This is a genomic window from Kribbella sp. NPDC051952 (assembly GCF_040680855.1).
Taxonomy (GTDB): Bacteria; Actinomycetota; Actinomycetes; order Propionibacteriales; family Kribbellaceae; genus Kribbella.
The window spans coordinates 215,779-234,051 of the sequence record NZ_JBFAXQ010000013.1; the positions used below are offsets into that span (position 1 = coordinate 215,779).

Here is an 18,273-nt window from a genome sequence, read left to right on the forward strand (position 1 = left end):
TGAACCTGGTGGATGACTACTTGTCGACGGTGACGCCCATCGAACGGGCGGTCCCCTCGATGATCTTCATCGCGGCGTCGATGTCACGGGCGTTCAGGTCCGGCATCTTGGTGGTGGCGATCTCGCGGACCTGGTCCTTGGTGATCTTGCCGACCTTGTCCTTGTGCGGGACAGCCGAGCCCTTCTGCAGACCGGCGGCCTTCTTGATCATCTCCGGCGCCGGCGGCGTCTTGGTGACGAACGTGAAGGAACGGTCTTCGTAGATCGTGATCTCGACCGGGATGACGTTGCCGCGCATGGATTCGGTCTGGGCGTTGTACGCCTTGCAGAACTCCATGATGTTGACGCCGTGCGGACCGAGCGCGGTACCGACCGGCGGTGCCGGCGTCGCGGCACCGGCTTGGAGCTGCACCTTGACCAGGGCAGCGATCTTCTTCTTCGGAGGCATTCTTCGGGTCCTTAGACTTTCTGGATCTGGTTGAAGCTGAGTTCCACCGGGGTCTCCCGGCCGAAGATCTCCACCAGGGCCTTGATCCGCTGGGCCTCGGCATTGATCTCCGTGACTGTGGCGTGCAGGGTCGCGAACGGCCCGTCGACCACCATGACCGAGTCGCCCACACCGAAGTCGGCGACCTCGACCTTCTTCTTGGCCGCGGTCTTGGCGGGTGCGGCACCGGCTTCGGCTGCCGCCTGCTCCGCCGCCGCCACGACGGCCGGAGCGAGCATCTTCTCCACCTCTTCGAGGCTGAGCGGGACAGGCTTCTGGCTGTTCCCGACGAAGCCGGTCACCGACGGCGTGTGCCGCACGGTCGACCAGGACTCGTCGGTCAGGTCCATCCGGACCAGCACGTAACCAGGAAGCACGGTGCGCTTGACCATCCGGCGCTGCCCGTTCTTGATCTCGGCGACCTCTTCGGTCGGCACGATGATCTCGAAGATGTAGTCCTCCATGTTCAGGGAGTTGATCCGGTTCTCCAGGTTGCCCTTGACCCGGTTCTCCATCCCTGAGTACGTGTGCACCACGTACCAGTCGCCGATCTGCGAACGCAGCCGGCTGCGCAGCTCCTCGAGCGGGTCGCCCGGCTCTTCGGGCTCCTCGTCCTCGGTCGCGGCAGCCGCGGCGGCGAGCGCTTCCTCGTCGGCGTCGTCCTCGTCGGCGGAGTCGGCACCGTCGGCGCTGGAGAAGACCAGCTCGTCGGCGGGGGCCGGCACCTCCTCGGTGCTCTCCGGCGCGGTCTCGGCGGTCTCCTCGGCCAGTTCCTCGGTCGCGTCCTCGACGTCGGCCTCGGTCACCACCTCGGCGGCCTCGGCGTCGTCGGCGGCCGCTACCACCACGACCGGCTCCGCGTCGGAGTCGTCCTCGTCCGCCGGCGGCTCCTCGGCCTCGTCATCGGCGGAGTACTCCGTTGCCTCCGCGACCACGGCGGTGTCGTCCTCGTCCTCGTCGTCGAGGCCCGCGAACGGGTCGTCGTCATCGTCGTCGTCGTTGGCGAACAGGTCGTCATCGTCGGTGGCGTTCTCGTCGAAGTCGAGTTCGACGTCGTCGGAGTCAGCAGACACGTCGAAGTCGTCCTTCAGGTCGAGGACCTCGTCGTCGCGCTCGGACACGTTGTACTCCGTCATCTGTGCATCGGGGTCTTGGCTTGCTTCGGTCAGGCCCGGAGGCCGGGACCTGCGGCTGGAGCGTCAGGGCGGCTGTGAACCTCAGCCGAAGATCTTGAACATCGCCCAGCCGAAGGCGAGGTCGAGGACCGAGACGATCGCGATGACGAACACCACGAAGGTCAGCACGACCACGAAGTAGGTGGACAGCTGCTTACGAGTCGGCCAGACGACCTTGCGGAGTTCGGCGACGATCTCGCGGTAGAAACGCAGCAGGCCCCTGCGCTGCTTGCCTTCCGCAGGCTTGCCGGCGCCGGACGGTGCCGGGGTGCGCGTCTCCGTCACGACCTACCTCTTTCGCTAGCGGCGGCCTGACCGGCCCTGCGCCGGTCAGGATTTGCAGGGCACGAGGGACTTGAACCCCCAACCTTCGGTTTTGGAGACCGATGCTCTGCCAGTTGAGCTAGTGCCCTCTGCAATCCCTCCGGACGCCGCACGGAACCTGATCTCGGGCATGCCGGATCAGGGCCACCAACGCCCGGACTAGAAGAGTGTACGGGGTCTGAGCCACCTGGTCGAACTGAGGCCCTACCCGCACGAGCCCCATCGGGCGCCGTACCGCGACCAGAACCATACAGCCTTCATCGGGTCCCAACGGACCACACCCCCTGCGTGTTCCCGGGTCCGTACGGCGTCCGTCGTACCGGCGTCACCTGGTGATACGGCGGTGCCTCCGGCGGCGGCCGGGTGCCAGGATGGGCGGCATGGGTTCCAGGATCTCGGCGCGGATCGGCGCCATCAGTGAATCGGCGACGCTGGCGGTGGACAGCAAGGCCAAGGCCCTCAAGGCGGCCGGACGCCCGGTGATCGGGTTCGGTGCCGGCGAGCCGGACTTCCCGACGCCGGAGTACATCGTCGAGGCGGCTGTCGCGGCCGCACGGGATCCGAAGAACCACCGCTACAGCCCGGCCGGCGGTCTGCCGGAGCTGAAGCAGGCGATCGCCGACAAGACCAGGCGTGACTCCGGCTACGAGATCGAGCCGGCCCAGGTGCTGGTCACGAACGGTGGCAAGCACGCGGTCTACAACACGTTCGCGACCCTGCTCGACCCGGGTGACGAGGTGCTGCTGCCGGCGCCGTACTGGACGACGTACCCGGAGACCATCCAGCTGGCCGGCGGCGTGCCGGTCGAGGTGTTCGCCGACGAGTCGCAGAACTACTCCGTCACGGTCGAGCAGCTCGAGGCGGCCCGGACCGAGAAGACCAAGGCCCTGCTGTTCTGCTCGCCGTCCAACCCGACCGGCGCGGTGGACAGCCCGGAGGCGATCGAGGCGATCGGCCGCTGGGCGCTCGAGCACGACCTCTGGGTGATCACCGACGAGATCTACGAGCACCTGACGTACGGCGGGGCCAAGTCGACCTCGATCCCGGTGGTCGTGCCGGAGCTGGCCGACAAGACCGTCGTACTGAACGGCGTGGCCAAGACGTACGCGATGACGGGCTGGCGGGTGGGCTGGATGATCGGCCCGAAGGACGTGATCAAGGCTGCGACCAACCTGCAGTCGCATCAGACCTCCAACGTCTGCAACATCGCGCAGCGGGCCGCGATCGCCGCTGTGTCCGGCGACTTGTCGGCCGTCGAGGAGATGAAGCAGGCGTTCGACCGGCGTCGGCAGACCATGGTCCGTCTTCTCAACGAGATCCCGGGTGTGGAGTGCCCCGAGCCGACCGGCGCGTTCTACGCGTATCCGTCGGTCAAGGGCGTGCTCGGTCGCGAGATCGGCGGACGTACGCCGACGACGTCCGCGGAGCTGGCCGAGGTCATCCTGGAGGAGGCCGAGGTCGCGGTGGTTCCGGGCGAGGCCTTCGGGGCTCCTGGGTACCTGCGGCTCTCCTACGCGCTCGGCGACGCGGACCTGGCCGAAGGCGTCGGCCGGATCGCGAAGTTGCTCAGCTGATTTCGCTGATCGGTGGGGGCTCGGTAACCTTCGGTAATGACGCAGCGGGATCTGCGGGTGCTGCCCAAGACACACCTGCATCTGCACTTCTCCGGGTCGATGCGGCACCTCACGCTGGTCGAGCTGGCGGACAAGCACGGCGTGCGGCTGCCGGACGCACTGCGGACCGATTGGCCGCCGGAGTTGTCGGCGGCGGACGAGCGCGGCTGGTTCCGGTTCCAGCGGCTGTATGACATCGCTCGTTCGGTCCTGCGCACGGAGGACGACGTACGACGTCTGGTCCGGGAGGCGGCCGAGGACGACAGTGCGGACGGCTCCCGCTGGCTGGAGATCCAGGTCGACCCGTCCGGATATGCGAACCGGTTCCACGGGATCACTGAGTTCACCGACCTGGTACTGGACGCTGCCCGGGACGCGGCTGCCTCAACGGGTATCGCCGTACAGGTGATCATCGCGGCCAACCGCACCCGGCACCCCCTCGACGCACGGACGCTGGCGCGGCTCGCGGCGCAGTACGTCGGTCGCGGTGTGGTCGGGTTCGGGCTGTCGAACGACGAGCGCCGCGGGACGACGTCCGAGTTCGCGCCGGCCTTCCGGATCGCTCGGAACGCCGGACTGCTCTCTACACCGCACGGTGGTGAGCTGTGCGGTCCGGCGACCGTGCGGACCTGCCTGGACGAGCTCGGGGCCGGCCGGATCGGTCATGGGGTGCGTTCTGTTGAGGATCCGGACCTTCTGAAGCGAGTGGTCGACGCGCAGGTCGCACTGGAGGTCTGCCCGGCTTCCAACGTGTCACTCGGCGTCTACCGCAGCATCGAGGACGTGCCGCTCCGACAGCTCTATGAGGCCGGCGCCCGCATCGCGCTCGGCGCCGACGACCCGTTGTTGTTCGGCTCCCGCCTGGCCGAGCAGTACGAGACAGCTCGGTCGGTGCACGGCTTCACCGACGCAGAACTGGCCGACCTGGCCCGGGGCTCAGTCCTGGCTTCCACCGCTCCACCCGAGATCCAAAAGTCGTTGTTGGCCGACATCGATGCCTGGCTCGGCGCCACCACCCCAGCCAGCGTCCCGGCGTGACGTTCGACGTCATCTATCTGGCCCGCCACGGTCAGACCGAGTGGAACGTCGAGGGCCGCCGCCAAGGTCGGCTGGACTCACCGCTGACCGCACTGGGCCTGCTTCAGGCCCGCCGGAACGCGGACCTGCTCCTCGACGAGCGGGTCGACTCTGTATTCACGAGTCCGTTGGGGCGAGCTCGCCGGACAGCCGAGATCCTCGGGGAGGCGCTCGGACTGCCGGTGCAGGTGCTCGACGACCTGGCTGAGATCTCGCATGGCGCGTGGTCCGGGCTCACGTCCGCGGAGATCGACGCGCGGTGGCCGGGGCAGCGTGCGGCGCGGGTTCGGGACAAGTACGGCTTTCGCTTTCCTGAGGGCGAGAGCTATGCGGATGCCGACGCACGGGCTGGGCGGGCCTTGGCGCAGGTTGGCGGCGGTCGACCATTGGTGGTGTCGCACGAGATGATCGGTCGGATGCTGTTGAAGCAGCTGGGCGTAGTGGATGCCTTGCAGCTCGGGCAGCCGTCGGATGTCGTCTATCGGGTCCGCGGTCCGGTGGTCGATCGTTTGACCTGGGCAGAATAAGTGCGGACTGAGTTCCTGAGCAGGGCATTGTCGGGGTGTCTGGGGTGGGCCTAGTTTTGCGTGCATGATGCCGACGAAGATCCTGCTGCCAGAGGACGAGCTGCCGACCCGTTGGTACAACGTGTTGCACGATCTGCCGACGCCCCCGCCGCCGGTGCTGCACCCGGGGACCGGGCAACCGATCGGGCCGGACGATCTCGCGCCACTCTTCCCGATGGACCTGATCATGCAAGAGGTCTCCCAGGAGCAGTACGTCGACATCCCCGGCGAGGTCCTCGATGTGTACCGGTTGTGGCGGCCCAGTCCGCTATACCGGGCGCATCGGCTGGAGAAGGCGCTCGACACACCGGCGCGGATCTACTACAAGTACGAAGGCGTCTCGCCCGCGGGCTCGCACAAACCGAATACCGCCGTACCGCAGGCGTACTACAACGCGAAGTCCGGGGTCCGGAAGCTCACAACCGAGACCGGTGCGGGGCAATGGGGCACGGCGCTGGCATTCGCGTGCGCGCAGTACGGGCTGGAGTGCGAGGTCTGGCAGGTGCGGGCGTCGTACGACCAGAAGCCGTACCGCCGGACGATGATGGAGATCTTCGGCGCGACCGTGCACCCGAGCCCGTCGGACCTGACCGAGGGCGGCCGGAAGATCCTCGCCGAGAATCCGGACTCCACCGGCTCGCTCGGCATCGCGATCAGTGAGGCGGTTGAGGCGGCGGTCCAGGATCCCGAGGTGCACTATGCCCTCGGCTCGGTGCTCAACCACGTGCTGATGCACCAGACGATCATCGGCGAGGAAGCGCTGATCCAGCTGGCGATGGTCGGCGAGACTCCCGACCTGCTGGTCGGCTGCACCGGCGGTGGGTCGAACTTCGGCGGTCTCGCGTTCCCCTTCCTGCGGGAGCGGTGGGCCGGCCGGATGTCCCCGGTCGTCCGCGCGGTCGAGCCGGCCGCGTGCCCGTCGCTGACCCAGGGGACGTACGCGTACGACTTCGGCGACACGATCGGGATGACGCCACTGATGAAGATGCACACCCTCGGCCACGACTTCGTCCCCGACCCGATCCACGCCGGCGGCCTGCGGTACCACGGGATGAGCCCGCTGATCAGCCACCTCTACGAGACCGGCGAGATCGAGGCGATCGCGAAACCGCAGTCCGAGTGCTTCGCCGCCGGCCTCCAGTTCGCCCGCACCGAGGGCATCGTCCCCGCCCCCGAGCCGACCCACGCCCTGGCCGCCGCGATCGAGGAAGCCCAACGCTGCAAGGAATCCGGCGAGGAAAAGGTCATCCTCACCGCCCTCTGCGGCCACGGCCACCTGGACCTCGCCGCGTACGACGCCTACCTCTCCGGCACCATGACCGACCGCTCCTGGAACGACGCCGACATCCAATCCGCCGTAGCCCAAGCCCTGTCCCGCCTTCCAGCCATCAGCTGAGAGGTTCGGCTAGCTGCCGCCGCGTTTCCACCAGGGCTTGGGGCGTTTGGGGACGGCGGTCAGCCAGTCGGTGGGGATGAACCAGCCCTTGGCGGTCAGGGCCTCGAAGTAGATGGCTTTGAGGGAGTCAGGGAGCCAGTAGGTCGCTTTGTGATGGTGGGTGACCTCGAAGTAGGTGGTGCGTTGGCGAGGGCTCCAGACGGTTGCCTGGCGGGAGCTGTAGGCGAGGCGGACGTAGTCCCAGCGGGCCTGGTCGTCCTCCAGGTCGAAGGGTCGTTCCACGATGCGGCCGTTCGAGCGGGGCTCGTTCTCGATGGCTTCGATCAGGTCGAGGACGACCTTGCGGTCGATGGCCAGCTGCTCGGGTAGTCGCAGGCCGACGGGATCCAGGACCACCGCGCCCAGCCAGGGGCGGGCAACCTCGAGGAACACCTCCAGCAGAGCAAGCGCCTCTTCGGGTTGCTCGAAGTGGTCAAGTTCGGCTCGCAACGTTGTGACCGCTTCCTCGGGCATCTCCCCACCCTAAAAGTCCCAGTCCCCCAGCCAGGACATCGCCCGCCGAAGACGTGCCAACCAGCCCAATCCACTCACACCCTGCCCCGGTCCGTCGTTGATCAGCCCGCGTCTGCCCCGGCCCGCTGATCGGCTCGTATCTGGCCGGGGTGGGCCGATCGAGGTGGATCTGCCCCGGGTTGCCCCGGTCTGCCCGCATCTGCCCCGCGCCTTCACGCTCAGCGAGCACCCTTCGGCCCGCGATCTGCCCCGATCCGGCCTTCAGCCGGTGCGCGAGGTGGCTGGAAAACCCTTCCACAGCGGAAGATCCGGGGCAGGGCGGGGCATCTCGGGGCAGCTTGGGGCAGATCATCCACAGGCCCTGTCTTCGGGGTCGCAGACGGTGTTCGCGCACCTACAGTTACCGGCATGCCAGAGCCCAATGAACTACTGCGAGTCGCACGGGAGCGGACGCCGTCGCGGCGCGCGCCCGGTGAGCAGATGTCCCGGGCCGAGCTCGCGGAAGCGGTCTGCACCTGGCTGTGGGAGACGACCGAGACGAAGTACGAACTCGACGGGCACTACATCGCCAAGCTCGAACGCGGCGCGGTGCGCTGGCCCGGCGCGGCGTACCGGTCCGGTCTCCGGTTCGTGCTGAACGTCGCCGACGACAGCGACCTGGGGTTCGTCCCACCCGGCGGCCTCGGTGTCGTCGATCCCGAGCCGGGTGTGAGTTCGGTGATCGACCTCGAGGACGACCTGGTGCAGGCCGGTGACGAGTCGGTCGCGCAGCTCGCCCTCGCCGAGGAGTCGAACGTCGGCGACCTCACCGTCGAGCAACTGCACGCCGACATCCTCCGGATCAGCCAGGCCTACCTCCGCACCCCGACCAAACCGCTGTATGTCCGCGGCCGGGCGATCCGCGACCGCGCCTTCCGGCTGCTGGCCGGACGGCAGGCCCCGAACCAGACCCGCCACCTGTACGCCGCGGCCGGCTGGGCACTGAACCTGCTCGCCTGGATCTCGGTGGACCTCGGCCGCCCGGACGTCGCCGAGAACCACACCCGGACGGCCTGGGCCTGCGCCGAGGCGGCCGACCGCGACGACCTGCGTGCGTGGGTCCGTGCGACGCAGCACACGGCCGCGTTCTGGCAGGACGATTTCGACCGGGCGACGACGTACGCCGAGGACGGGCTCAGGTACGCGACGGGGAGCTCCACGCTCTTCCTCGCCAGCGTGGTGGCGGTCGACCTGGCCCGGTCGGGACGGCACGCGGAGGCCCGGGAAGCGCTCACGATCGCCAAGCGCACCACGGTTCGCACCGACGTCGCCGAGCTCGGCGGTCCCTTCCTCTGTACGCCGGAACGCGCCGAGGGCATCTGGTCCGACGCACACCTGGCGCTCAGCGACGCCAAGCTCACGCTGGCGCACGCCGATCGGGGGATCGCGCAGTTCGAAGCCTCGCCGTACGCGGCCCGCAACTTCGGCTCCGAACGCATGGTCAGGCTCCAGCAGGCCAAGGCCCACCTGCATCTCGGTGAGCTCGACGGCGCGACCGAGGCCGTCGCCGTCGTCCTGAACACCCCGGTCGAGTACCGGGTCCGCCCACTGATCCACCGGATCAGCGAGGTCGCCGCCCTGACCCGGATGAGCAAACACGCCAACGACCCGAAGGCCCGCGCCCTGCACGACGCGATCCGGGTCTTCACCCGTCACCCCGCCAGCCGGGCCACCCCGAGTAAGTGAGAGGACCAACCGCCGATGTTCGAAGAAGTCCGTGACCACTGGTACTGGCGTCCCGGCTGGCGCCCCGACCGTTCCTTCTATACCTGGCACCTCACGTTCGGCGACCGACCCGAGATCGCTGCGCTACAAGCGTCGTACGCCGATCTGCTACGCGAGCTCCCGGGGTTCACGCCAGTCCCGCTGGAGTGGCTGCACCTCACCGTGCAGGGCATCGGCTTCGCCGACCGGGTGCCCGACGCGGACCTGGCCGCCATCATCGACGCGACCCGCCTCCGCGTCACCGGCCTCGGCCCCATCCCCGTCACCGTCGGTCCCGCCGTCCTCGACCCGGAATCCCTCCAACTCCCGGTCCGTCCGATCGAGCCACTCCAGCACCTCCGCGACCTCACCCGCGCCGCGATCACCGACGTCTGGGGCGACGACGCCGTCCCAGAACTCCCCGAACTCAACCCCCACATCTCCCTTGCCTACAGCAACCACACCGGCCCGGCGGCCCCCATCGCCACCCGCCTCCTAGCCCACCCCGACACCTCAACCGCCCTCTCCATCAACACCCTCACCCTCCTATCCCTAACCAGAACCCACCACCTCTACCACTGGACCCCCACCCACACGATCACCCTGCAGGACGCCACAGTCGATCAGCTTCCGTAGGTGCGGATGGCGGTTATGTGGGCGCGGGGGGTGCCGTTGGTGGATTGGGTGGTTAGGCGGAGGTGGGTGGCTTCGAAGGGGGTGGGGAGGTGGTGGTGGCGGGTGCGTTGGTGGTTGGCGGTGATGGTGGCGATGGGGTGCCAGGGTGTGTCGCCGTTGCGGGCTTCGAGGGTGTAGTCGGAGACGAGGGTGGGGATGGCCTCGAAGGGGGTGCGGTGGTGGTGGAGGTTGATGAGGTCTTCCTGGACGTCGTCGTCGAGGATGACGGTCACCTGGGACAGCGAGACCGGATTCGACCAGCTGAGTTCGATCCACGGCTCGGGGTCCCACGCGAGGTCCTCGGAGGACCAGAGGTTCGGGCCGCCGTACGGGCGCGCGTAGCCGCCGAGCACCTTCGACGGGGAGTACGCCGAGGTCTCACCGAGCCGGAGGCACAGACCGGCCCGCGGCAGGATGTGCTTCCAGGCGCGGAACTGCTCGGTCCACTGCTCATCAGGAGCCGGCTCGCGGTGGGCGAAGTAGATCATCCCGGGCAGTGCGGTCGCCGCGGTGTGAACCGAGATCGCAGGGGTCTGCCGGAGTACGACGATGCCGTTGCCGGGCTGCTCCGGCCGCCAGCTCAACGGCACGTGGATCCACCGCTTCTCGCCGGCCGGGACCTCCACCGTGCAGGAGTCGACGAGCGCGGCCGGCAGGTAGTTCTGCGGCTTCACCGGATCATGCAGTTCGACGGTCAACGTGCCACCGCTGGAGTCGACCAACAACTCAAAGCCATCCAAGGACGGATCAATCGGGACGACCATCGCGATGTCGGTTGTCAACGGCAACGTCCCCGACGAGACCTCGACGGCCGGCCGGGTCAGCGTCGACGAGGCCGTGACGGAAGCAGTCAGGGCGAGGTTCGCCGGGTCGTTGTCGACGAGCCCCAGGACGGACGCGTCGGAGCGGGTCAAAGCCTGCCGCATCAGGTCGAAGCGATCCCGGGCCAGCTCGCGCGGCGTCAGTCCATTGCGCAGGGCAACAGCAGCCCCGATCCCGACCGCCTCACCCAGGACAGCACAGGTCGCCATCACCCGCGTCGTACCGAAGGCCACGTGGCTCGCGCTGATGTTGCGCCCGGCCATCCACAGGTTCTGTACGTTCCGCGAGTACAGGGAGCGCAGCGGGATGTGATAGTTCCCGTCCGGATGCCAGTGCTTCGATCCGCGCTCGGCCGCATAGACCCCACCGGGCGGGTGCAGGTCGATCGACCAACCACCGAAGGCAACCCGATCGTCGAACAGGGTCTGCTCGAGTACGTCGTGCTGCGTCAGCACGTGATCCCCGAGGAACCGCCGGTACTCGCGCTTGCCCGGCACCGACCCGATCCACTCCAACGTCAACGTGTCCGCGTCGAACTGACCCGAGTTCTTGATGTAGTCCCAGATCCCGTACACCACGCCCTGCAGTTCGTCCCGGATCCGCTCGTTGTCATCGACGACGTCGAGCTCGCCGCCCCACTCGATCCACCAGTAGGCACACCCGTTCAGGTCGGACCGGATGATTCGGCGGGCAGGGATCGCGGTCTCGGTGATGTCGCGCGCGAACGACGGCGGCACGAACCGCACCGGCTCCCCGGCATCCTTGGTATAGAAGAGGATCGTGCTGCCGAGCGTGTTCCCATCCGGAATCTCGGGAGCCCACGACTCGCCGTAAAGAGACCTCGGCTCGCGCCCGGTCCGGTAGTCGGCGCCCGCGAGCACCCCGACCAGCCCGTCGCCGGAACAGTCCGCGAAGACCGGGCTCACGAAGCGGATCTCCTTCTCGGATCCCATCTGCCACCCGGTGACCGATTGGATCACCCCGTCGCCTGCCTCGACCGTCCGCACATCGGTGTTCAGGTAGAGCGAGATCAGAGGTTCCGCGCGTACCGCTTCCAGCAGCACGAGGTCCCAGTAGTACGGGTTCCCGAGCGGATTGCGGTACTGGTTCTCGACGAACAGCTCGCCCATGATCCCGGTCTCCCGGGCGAAGCTCTGGGTCCCATGCGCGGTCGCCCCGCACACCCACACCCGCACCTCGCTGGAGGAGTTGCCGCCGAGGACCGGCCGGTTCTGCACCAGCGCGACCGTGCTCCCCTGCCGCGCGGCGCCGATCGCCGCACAGATCCCGGCGAGCCCGCCGCCGACAACGGTCAGATCGGTCCGGACCTCGAGCTGCTGCATACACAAGACCTTTCAGGAGGGCGTCACGTTCTACGAAGGGGTATCTGGATGGATGACGGTTGGTGGCTGGAGTTCGGAGTCTGGGTGGACGACGGGCTGGCCTGGGCCGTTCGGGTGGTTGGCGGTGAGGTGGTCGGGGACGCGCTGGGCGACCAGCACAAAGAGCAGACCGGCTGTCAGTACGTCGCTCGCTCGGCCCGCGAAGAACTCGGTCCAGGTGCGGCCGTTCGGCGTACCCGTATCGAAAGTCACGTCGGCCAACCGCCCGATCGGCGAATCGACCATGCCCGTGATCGCGACCGTCAGCGCTCCCTCGTCGGCCGCCCGCCGGACGAACTCGAGCGTGGTCGGATCGGTGCCGGACCGAGTCACGGTCAACGCCACGTCACCAGCCCCGAGCAACCCCGCCCCGATCTGCGACGACTGCGGCCCGTCGAAGAACCACACCGGGATCCCGATCCGCAGCAGCCGGATGTAGAGCTCCCGCGCCGGAATCGCGTCCCCCCACTCGCCATAGATATGCGTACGGCGAGCGCCCGCAATCGCATCCGCGACCCGCGTGGCCTCGGTCAGGTCGATGGCAGCCAGTGCGTTGCGGAGTGCGTTGGCCTGGGTTGACGCCAGTACGTTCAGCACCTGCTCGGGTGGATCCGCCGGGCCGATCGCCATCCCGATGTCACTCGCCCAGCCGGCCTCCAGGCCGCGGCCGACCTCCATCGCCAGCGCGGCCCGCAGCGCCGGGTAGCCGGCGAAGCCGAGGTGAGTGGACAGCCGCGTCACCGTCGCGGCGGAGGTCTGCGCAGCCTCGGCCAGCTTGGTGATCGACCCGCGCGCGACCTCGTCCGGGTTCGCCAGGATGTACTCGGCGACCCGCTGCATCGCACCGTTCAGCTCCGGTTGCGCCCGCTTGACCAGCTGCAACGGGCTAGGACTGTCCGCTCTCTCCATGTTGTCTGCCACCCCGCGATCATCACGTATAGACGAACTGGGCACTCGCCACACCGTCGGTATCGCTCACCACCCGCACCCAATGCGCACTGAACCCGGGCGGGAAGACATGGGTCGCGATCTGTCCAGGCTCGACCGTCAACGACGTGACCGCCCCGAACCGCCCGTGTCCATGGAAGTCGATCTCCACGGTGATCGTCATCGGCTGGTCCGAGAAGTTCTCCAGGTGCACGCACTTCCCGTCGAAGCCCGTCATCAGGTACGGATCCGACGGCTCACCGGCGGTCACCGGCGTCTCCCACCACGGTCCGCCCCACCCGGCCGGCTTCCCGAAGCTCCACAGATCGTCCGTCTTCCCGAACCACAATCCGGACTGCGGTTCGGCCGTCGTCGGGTTCAGCCCATGACTCGGCGACGCGTTGTCCGCCCCGGCGACGAGCATCCCGCGCCACGAGCAGAAGTCGCCGAGCACCCACAGATGCGTCGAGATCGGCCGTACGCCCCAGATGCGTCCGCCGTACGCCCACGGCGAGAGCTCGTAGAACATCCCGTGATGGTCCATCAGCAGGCGCTCGTGCTCGACCTCACGGATCCGCGGCCACTCGGTCTGCCACTTGTGATCGAAGCAGTGCGACGCCTTCGGCAGCCGGTACCGCGTCCACTTCTGGTCGGCCTCGGTGAACACCTCGAGGATCGCCGACGCCCGATCCCAGCCGGTCGCGAAGATCGTCCCGCCGAACTCGTGCCGGCCACCGATCGCGGTGAACGGGTCCTCCCGCAGCACCTTCCAGGACGAACCGTCGTACTCCGCCAGTCGTCCGCGCGACCGTACGCCGGCCCACTCAGGCTCGGCGTACTCGTTCGAACACACGACCAGCCGGCCGAACGACGTGTAGCAGTCCTTGTAGTGGACCTCCATCTCGCCGTCGGTGCGGAGCTCGTCGTTGAGGTCGAAGAGCTGCGTGCATTCGTACGTCGTGAGGTCGAGCTCGAACAACTCGCCTTCCATCGCGAGCACATAGACGTGCGTATCCGGTTTCGTCAGGTGCCGCGCCGTACCGCAGACCCGGAGCGGCTGCAGCTCGGGGATCGTGACGATCTTGTGGTCCTCGTCGATCACATGCGGACCCAGGACCAGCTTGGATGTCGGGAAGTGCACGAAGCGGTTCGTATAGGTGCCGTCGACACCTAGCGTCTCGGCGACGACCTCCATCGAGAGGTCGGCGTCGACCCGGCGGAGGCTGACGCCGGCCCCGGACCTGGCCTTGTGGGAGTTGTAGTTCTGGACGTAGAGCTTCCCGTTCCACGGCATCAGCGAACCGACGCCGAGCTCGCTGCGCGGCGGACCGAAGTCGCCGATCTGGGCGAGATGCGGGAAGACACCTGAGACGTTCTGCATTTATTTGATCCCTGTGTGAGTCATAGCGGCGATGAACCGGCGTTGCAGGACGACGAACACGATCAGCACCGGCACGATCGAGATCACCGAGGCGGCCATGGTCAGGCCGGGTGCGATCTGGCCCTGTTCGTCGACGAAGTTGGTCAGGCTGAGCGGCAGTGTGTAGCGATCCGGGTTGCTGATCAGCACCAGCGGGGTCTCGTAGTCGTTCCAGGACCAGACGAACGCGAGGATGCCGAGGGCACTCATCACCGGTGTTGCCAACGGCAAGTAGATCCGGGTGAACACGCGCCACTCGTTCGCGCCGTCCATCCGGGCCGCCTCGGCGAACTCGGCCGGCTGGCTGATGAAGAACTGCCGCATCAGGAAGGTCCCGAGCACGGTGAACATGCCGGGCAGGATCAATGCCCACAACGTGTCGTACAGCCCGAGCTTCTGGAAGTAGATGAACCGCGGCACCAGCAGCAACTGCGCCGGGATGATCGCGGTCGCCAGGTACAGCAGGAACAACTTGTCCCGGCCTTTGAACGACATCCGGGCGAAGGCGTAGCCGGCCATCGTCGCGGTGATCAGTTCACCGGCAACTCGCAGTACGGCGACGAAGACCGAGCGACCGAACGCCGGGAGCACCGAGGTCGCGCCGCTCAGCACAGTGCTGAAGTTGTCCCACTGGAACGGATTCGGGATCCACTGCATCGGGATCTTGTAGGCGTCGACATCCGGCTTCAGCGCGGTCGAGATCATCCACGCGAACGGCGCGAGGAAGGCGATCGCGAGGATCCACAGCGGGATGCCCCAGTACCACTTGCTGCGGTTAGTCATGGAGTGCCCTTCCTCGCTGCGCGCGCCAGGTCACCAGGGTCAGCGCGAGTACGCCGATGAACGTCACCAGGCCGATCGCCGACGCGTAGCCGAACCGGTAGAACTGGAAGCCTGTTTGGTACATGTAGTAGGAAATCGTCGTGGTCGCGTCGCCCGGACCACCGGCGGTGATCAGCGCGATCAGGCCGAAGCCCTGCGAGGCCCCGATGATCAGCGTGACCAGCAGGAAGGTCGTTGTCGGCAGCAACGATGGCCAGGTGATCACGCGAAACTTGGCCCAGGCCGACGCGCCGTCGATGTCGGCCGCTTCGTACAGCTGCCGGGGTGCGTCCTGCAGCGCGGACAGGTAGATCAGCGAGCAGTAGCCGACACCACCCCAGACCGCCATCACGATCAGCGCAGGCAGCGCCCAGTGCGACGACGCGAACCAGGCCGGCTGGATGCCGAAGACGTCGAGCACCTGATTGACCAGCCCGGCCTTCGGGTTCATCAACATCAACCAGGTCATGCCGATCGCGACCACGTTGACGATGTACGGCAGGAAGAAGATGGCCCGCAGTACGGCGCGACCCGGCAACGGCCGGTTGAGCGCAATGCCGAGGGCGAGCCCGAGTACGACGGTCAGTGGGACGGAGACACCGACGTACACCAAGGTCAGACCGACGGCTCGCCAGAAGCCGGGGTCACGGGCGATGGCGACGAAGTTGTCGAGGCCGTTGAAGGTGATGCCGCCCAGACCGGAGACCAGGTTCCAGTCGGTGAAGGCGAGCACGATCACGCTGATCAGCGGGATCAGGGTGAACGCGATCACGCCGAGCAGGTTGGGCGCGATGAAGAGGAACCCGATCCAGCCGCGGGGCTTGATTCCCGGCGCCTTCTCGGTCCGGACCGCGGCGGCCGTGGCGACGGTTGCGGTAGCCATCAGGGCCTCCTTTGGTTGCGGGCGATCGCGGCGTCGGCAACCCGGCGTACCTCACGGATCGCTGCGCCGGGGTCCTTCTCGCCGAGCAGGCACAGGTCGCGCTGCTGCTTCACGGCGAGGCTGATCTCGGGGAAGCCGGTCAGCCGGGTGTCGGTCGCGAGCTTGGGCTTCGCGTCCAGGACGACCCGCTGGAACGATTCGACGTCGAAGTACTTCTCCGGCTCCTTGCCGAGCATGCCGGTGATCACCTGGTCGTCGGTGACGTTCTCGAGGGTGGGCAACTTGCCGCCCTTGAGCATCGGCGTGGAGCCGGCGGTCAGCCAGAACTTCGCGAACGCCCAGGCCGCCTCGAACTTCGGCGACTGCGGGTTGATCATGATGAAGTTGCTGTAGCTGCCGCCGTTCCAGTCCTTGCCGTCGACGGTCGGCGTCGGGGCGAACGAGACCTTGAAGTCGTGCGGGTACTTCTTCGGGTCGTACAGGTAGCGCAGGTTGAACGGTGCCGTCGGCCAGAGATGGAACTCCGCGCCGAGGAACGAGTTCTGCTGGTAGGCGTCCAGGTGCCGCGCGAGCACCTCGGTCTGCGGGAACGCGGACCCCTCGGCGATCATCTCCCGACCGAGGCGGAAGCCTTGCTCGAAGTGCGGATCACCGAAGTTCGAGTGGTCGCCGGCGTACCAGTAGTTGGGGCCGAGGGCGATCCGGGCGACGTCCGGGACGGCGTACGCACCGATCGTGTCCTTGGTCGTCAGCTTGCGGGCCGTGGCGCGGAAGTCGTCGATCGTCCACTGCTGCGGGAGGTCGACGCCGGCCTGCTGGCGGAGCTTCTCGTTGAACAGGACGAAGTTCGGTTCGCGGGCCGTGGCTAGGGCCTTGATCTTGCCGTTCTCGGCGTACACCCGGGGTTCGACGGTGTCGAGGAACGGCTTCAGGTCGGGGTCCTGGCTGACTCGGTCGGTCAGGTCGGCCGCGAGCCCGGATCCTGCTCGCAGTGCCATCGAGGCCTGCGAGTAGGTGAAGTACACGTCGATGTCGAGGCCGCCTTGGAGCGCGGTGTCCAGCTTCAGGTTGCCGCGGGCGTCGTTGACGAACCGGGTGTAGTTCACCTTGTAGTGCGGGAACTGCTGCTGGAACGCCTTCACCACATCACCCGGCCCGGACGCCGCCGGCACCCCGCCCCACACCTGCAGCACGTTCGACCGCGCCCCACCACCAGAACACCCCGGCACCACCGCCGCCGCACCCACCGCACCAAGCCCCGCGAGCACCTCACGCCGCGAAAATCTTTTGCGCCTCACAACCCACCTCCCACCAGACTGCGCAAAAGATTAGCGACCCAGCCGCCTCTTGTGAACCCCAAGTGCAAATCTTTTTCAGAGAGGGTCGTGGCTAACGACAGGAGGTAGTGCCTCGCAGCCACCACCAGCAGGCTCGCGTCCACGACACCCAGCCGCGGAACCGCGACTACCTCCTGTCGTTAGCTGCCGGCGATCGCTGGGCCACCGCGCTGCGGACCGTTTCAACCACCCACCGCGGGTCGCCGAGGACCTGTTGGTAGGTGAATCGGAGGACCAACCAGCCGGCGGCGACCAAGTCGTCGTACCGTCTGCAGTCGGCGGCAAAGTCGCCGGCCGAGCCGTGGAACTCGTACCCCTCTGCCTCCAGGGCGACCTGTGCCGAGCGATACCCCAGGTCGACCCTGGCCAGGGTGCCGCCGGTGTCCACCAGCAACTGCGGCTCGAAGCCGTCAATCCGTTCAGCGATCAGCAAACTCCGCAGCATCGACTCCAAGAAGCTCTCGGAACGGTCGATCGCCGCCGCGGCAATCCGTAGTGCGTTCGGACGGCCTGGTCCGCGCATTGCGGTGGCTGCTGCTTCCAGTTCGTCTCGACTCAACTGGCCGGTCGCGAGGGCAGCGTCGGCCACGGCGAGCGCCTCACCGAACGGCAGGATCCGCGCGCAGTCGAGCACCGTTCGCAGCAACGAGGTCATCCGACCGATCCGCTCGGCAGAGGAGACGGCCGCCCAGTGCATGACGACCGGCCGGCCAGGGCGGGGCCGACGCTTCACCGGGACCGTGATGTGCGGCTTCTCCGGCCGAACAAGCAACGGCAGTTTCCAGGCGACCGCGGCGCTCAGATGCGAAACGACGCCGTCATAGGCGATCGCGGCCATCTTGTCCGCGCCGAGGATCGGCAGTCCGTAGATACCACGGGTAAGTCGCTCGACCTCACCTTGCTCAACCGCCGCCTTCAAAGCCGCCCGAGTCGTCGCCCTGGCCAGCTCGGCTGAGGTCGCCGAACCGCCCAGGCGGGCCAAGACTTCGACGACGGATGCCACCCAAGGATCTTGCCGAATTGGCGGAGATCGTGACGGGCGTTATCCACAGGTGCGCTAACGACAGGAGGTAGTCCGCCCCGACCGGGCAGTCCAGGCTCGCGCGACGCC

17 protein-coding genes and 1 tRNA gene are annotated in these 18,273 nt (G+C 67.4%); 6 read left to right on the forward strand and 12 right to left on the reverse strand.

All coding sequences use genetic code 11. The features are described 5' to 3' along the window. Positions 1-16: 16 nt before the first annotated feature. The 4 genes from rplK to AB0L70_RS24520 form a co-directional block, all read right to left on the reverse strand. Positions 17-448: a 50S ribosomal protein L11 gene (gene rplK / locus AB0L70_RS24505; protein ID WP_363687855.1), complete on the reverse strand. Its 432-nt coding sequence runs from the start codon at positions 446-448 to the stop codon at positions 17-19. Between the two features lie 11 nt (positions 449-459). Then, positions 460-1,212 (reverse strand): transcription termination/antitermination protein NusG, encoded by a 753-nt coding sequence (nusG, locus tag AB0L70_RS24510; protein ID WP_363687923.1) that lies wholly within the window; start codon positions 1,210-1,212, stop codon positions 460-462. A 492-nt stretch (positions 1,213-1,704) separates the two neighbouring features. Beyond that, positions 1,705-1,947 (reverse strand): preprotein translocase subunit SecE, encoded by a 243-nt coding sequence (secE, locus tag AB0L70_RS24515; protein ID WP_363687857.1) that lies wholly within the window; start codon positions 1,945-1,947, stop codon positions 1,705-1,707. 55 nt (positions 1,948-2,002) lie between these two features. Continuing rightward, a tRNA-Trp gene (locus AB0L70_RS24520) sits at positions 2,003-2,075 on the reverse strand. Between the two features lie 291 nt (positions 2,076-2,366). Between AB0L70_RS24520 and AB0L70_RS24525 the strand changes: the two genes are divergently transcribed. The 4 genes from AB0L70_RS24525 to AB0L70_RS24540 all read left to right on the forward strand — a co-directional run bounded on the left by AB0L70_RS24525 (position 2,367) and on the right by AB0L70_RS24540 (position 6,638). Then, positions 2,367-3,560, forward strand: a complete 1,194-nt coding sequence (locus tag AB0L70_RS24525; protein WP_363687859.1) for a pyridoxal phosphate-dependent aminotransferase — start codon at positions 2,367-2,369, stop codon at positions 3,558-3,560. A gap of 36 nt (positions 3,561-3,596) precedes the next feature. Then, positions 3,597-4,637 (forward strand): adenosine deaminase, encoded by a 1,041-nt coding sequence (locus AB0L70_RS24530; protein ID WP_363687861.1) that lies wholly within the window; start codon positions 3,597-3,599, stop codon positions 4,635-4,637. Next, complete coding sequence (locus AB0L70_RS24535; RefSeq protein WP_363687863.1) at positions 4,634-5,203, forward strand: histidine phosphatase family protein; 570 nt, start codon at positions 4,634-4,636, stop codon at positions 5,201-5,203. The genes AB0L70_RS24530 and AB0L70_RS24535 overlap by 4 nt, the downstream gene beginning before the upstream one ends. 64 nt (positions 5,204-5,267) lie before the next feature. After that, positions 5,268-6,638: a TrpB-like pyridoxal phosphate-dependent enzyme gene (locus tag AB0L70_RS24540; protein ID WP_363687865.1), complete on the forward strand. Its 1,371-nt coding sequence runs from the start codon at positions 5,268-5,270 to the stop codon at positions 6,636-6,638. Positions 6,639-6,647: 9 nt separating this feature from the next. Here the strand turns inward: AB0L70_RS24540 and AB0L70_RS24545 are convergent, their stop codons facing one another. Continuing rightward, positions 6,648-7,151, reverse strand: coding sequence for a hypothetical protein (locus tag AB0L70_RS24545; RefSeq protein WP_363687867.1), 504 nt, complete (start codon positions 7,149-7,151; stop codon positions 6,648-6,650). Positions 7,152-7,559: 408 nt separating this feature from the next. On the opposite strand from AB0L70_RS24545, the gene AB0L70_RS24550 reads away from it, so the two are divergent. Further along, positions 7,560-8,876 carry a hypothetical protein gene (locus tag AB0L70_RS24550; RefSeq protein WP_363687869.1) on the forward strand — a complete coding sequence of 439 codons (1,317 nt, stop codon included), beginning with the start codon at positions 7,560-7,562 and terminating at the stop codon, positions 8,874-8,876. A 15-nt stretch (positions 8,877-8,891) separates the two neighbouring features. Then, complete coding sequence (locus AB0L70_RS24555; RefSeq protein WP_363687871.1) at positions 8,892-9,530, forward strand: 2'-5' RNA ligase family protein; 639 nt, start codon at positions 8,892-8,894, stop codon at positions 9,528-9,530. Here the strand turns inward: AB0L70_RS24555 and AB0L70_RS24560 are convergent. From AB0L70_RS24560 to AB0L70_RS24590, 7 genes are all read right to left on the reverse strand, one after another. Further along, entirely contained in the window at positions 9,518-11,734 is a 2,217-nt protein-coding gene (locus AB0L70_RS24560) for an FAD-dependent oxidoreductase (protein WP_363687873.1), read from the reverse strand. The genes AB0L70_RS24555 and AB0L70_RS24560 overlap by 13 nt on opposite strands. A gap of 30 nt (positions 11,735-11,764) precedes the next feature. Then, entirely contained in the window at positions 11,765-12,682 is a 918-nt protein-coding gene (locus AB0L70_RS24565; protein ID WP_363687875.1) for a MurR/RpiR family transcriptional regulator, read from the reverse strand. A gap of 22 nt (positions 12,683-12,704) precedes the next feature. After that, positions 12,705-14,081: a hypothetical protein gene (locus AB0L70_RS24570; protein WP_363687877.1), complete on the reverse strand. Its 1,377-nt coding sequence runs from the start codon at positions 14,079-14,081 to the stop codon at positions 12,705-12,707. Continuing rightward, positions 14,082-14,903, reverse strand: coding sequence for a carbohydrate ABC transporter permease (locus AB0L70_RS24575; protein ID WP_363687879.1), 822 nt, complete (start codon positions 14,901-14,903; stop codon positions 14,082-14,084). Next, positions 14,896-15,825 (reverse strand): sugar ABC transporter permease, encoded by a 930-nt coding sequence (locus AB0L70_RS24580; RefSeq protein WP_363687881.1) that lies wholly within the window; start codon positions 15,823-15,825, stop codon positions 14,896-14,898. The genes AB0L70_RS24575 and AB0L70_RS24580 overlap by 8 nt, the downstream gene beginning before the upstream one ends. Beyond that, positions 15,825-17,123 (reverse strand): ABC transporter substrate-binding protein, encoded by a 1,299-nt coding sequence (locus AB0L70_RS24585; RefSeq protein ID WP_363687883.1) that lies wholly within the window; start codon positions 17,121-17,123, stop codon positions 15,825-15,827. Before AB0L70_RS24585 ends, AB0L70_RS24580 begins: the two co-directional genes overlap by 1 nt. A gap of 166 nt (positions 17,124-17,289) precedes the next feature. Further along, the gene (locus tag AB0L70_RS24590; RefSeq protein WP_363687885.1) at positions 17,290-18,165 is read right to left on the reverse strand and encodes a DUF559 domain-containing protein; all 876 of its coding nucleotides are present in this window, start codon (positions 18,163-18,165) and stop codon (positions 17,290-17,292) included. Positions 18,166-18,273 lie beyond the last annotated feature (108 nt).

What these genes read in the sequence shown, in the direction of transcription:
- rplK (WP_363687855.1), bottom strand. Translation starts at nt 448, where the DNA reads ATGCCTCCGAAGAAGAAGATCGCTGCCCTGGTCAAGGTGCAGCTCCAA.
- AB0L70_RS24525 (WP_363687859.1), top strand. Translation starts at nt 2,367, where the DNA reads ATGGGTTCCAGGATCTCGGCGCGGATCGGCGCCATCAGTGAATCGGCG.
- AB0L70_RS24530 (WP_363687861.1), top strand. Translation starts at nt 3,597, where the DNA reads ATGACGCAGCGGGATCTGCGGGTGCTGCCCAAGACACACCTGCATCTG.
- AB0L70_RS24540 (WP_363687865.1), top strand. Translation starts at nt 5,268, where the DNA reads ATGATGCCGACGAAGATCCTGCTGCCAGAGGACGAGCTGCCGACCCGT.
- AB0L70_RS24545 (WP_363687867.1), bottom strand. Translation starts at nt 7,151, where the DNA reads ATGCCCGAGGAAGCGGTCACAACGTTGCGAGCCGAACTTGACCACTTC.
- AB0L70_RS24550 (WP_363687869.1), top strand. Translation starts at nt 7,560, where the DNA reads ATGCCAGAGCCCAATGAACTACTGCGAGTCGCACGGGAGCGGACGCCG.
- AB0L70_RS24555 (WP_363687871.1), top strand. Translation starts at nt 8,892, where the DNA reads ATGTTCGAAGAAGTCCGTGACCACTGGTACTGGCGTCCCGGCTGGCGC.
- AB0L70_RS24560 (WP_363687873.1), bottom strand. Translation starts at nt 11,734, where the DNA reads ATGCAGCAGCTCGAGGTCCGGACCGATCTGACCGTTGTCGGCGGCGGG.
- AB0L70_RS24565 (WP_363687875.1), bottom strand. Translation starts at nt 12,682, where the DNA reads ATGGAGAGAGCGGACAGTCCTAGCCCGTTGCAGCTGGTCAAGCGGGCG.
- AB0L70_RS24570 (WP_363687877.1), bottom strand. Translation starts at nt 14,081, where the DNA reads ATGCAGAACGTCTCAGGTGTCTTCCCGCATCTCGCCCAGATCGGCGAC.
- AB0L70_RS24575 (WP_363687879.1), bottom strand. Translation starts at nt 14,903, where the DNA reads ATGACTAACCGCAGCAAGTGGTACTGGGGCATCCCGCTGTGGATCCTC.
- AB0L70_RS24580 (WP_363687881.1), bottom strand. Translation starts at nt 15,825, where the DNA reads ATGGCTACCGCAACCGTCGCCACGGCCGCCGCGGTCCGGACCGAGAAG.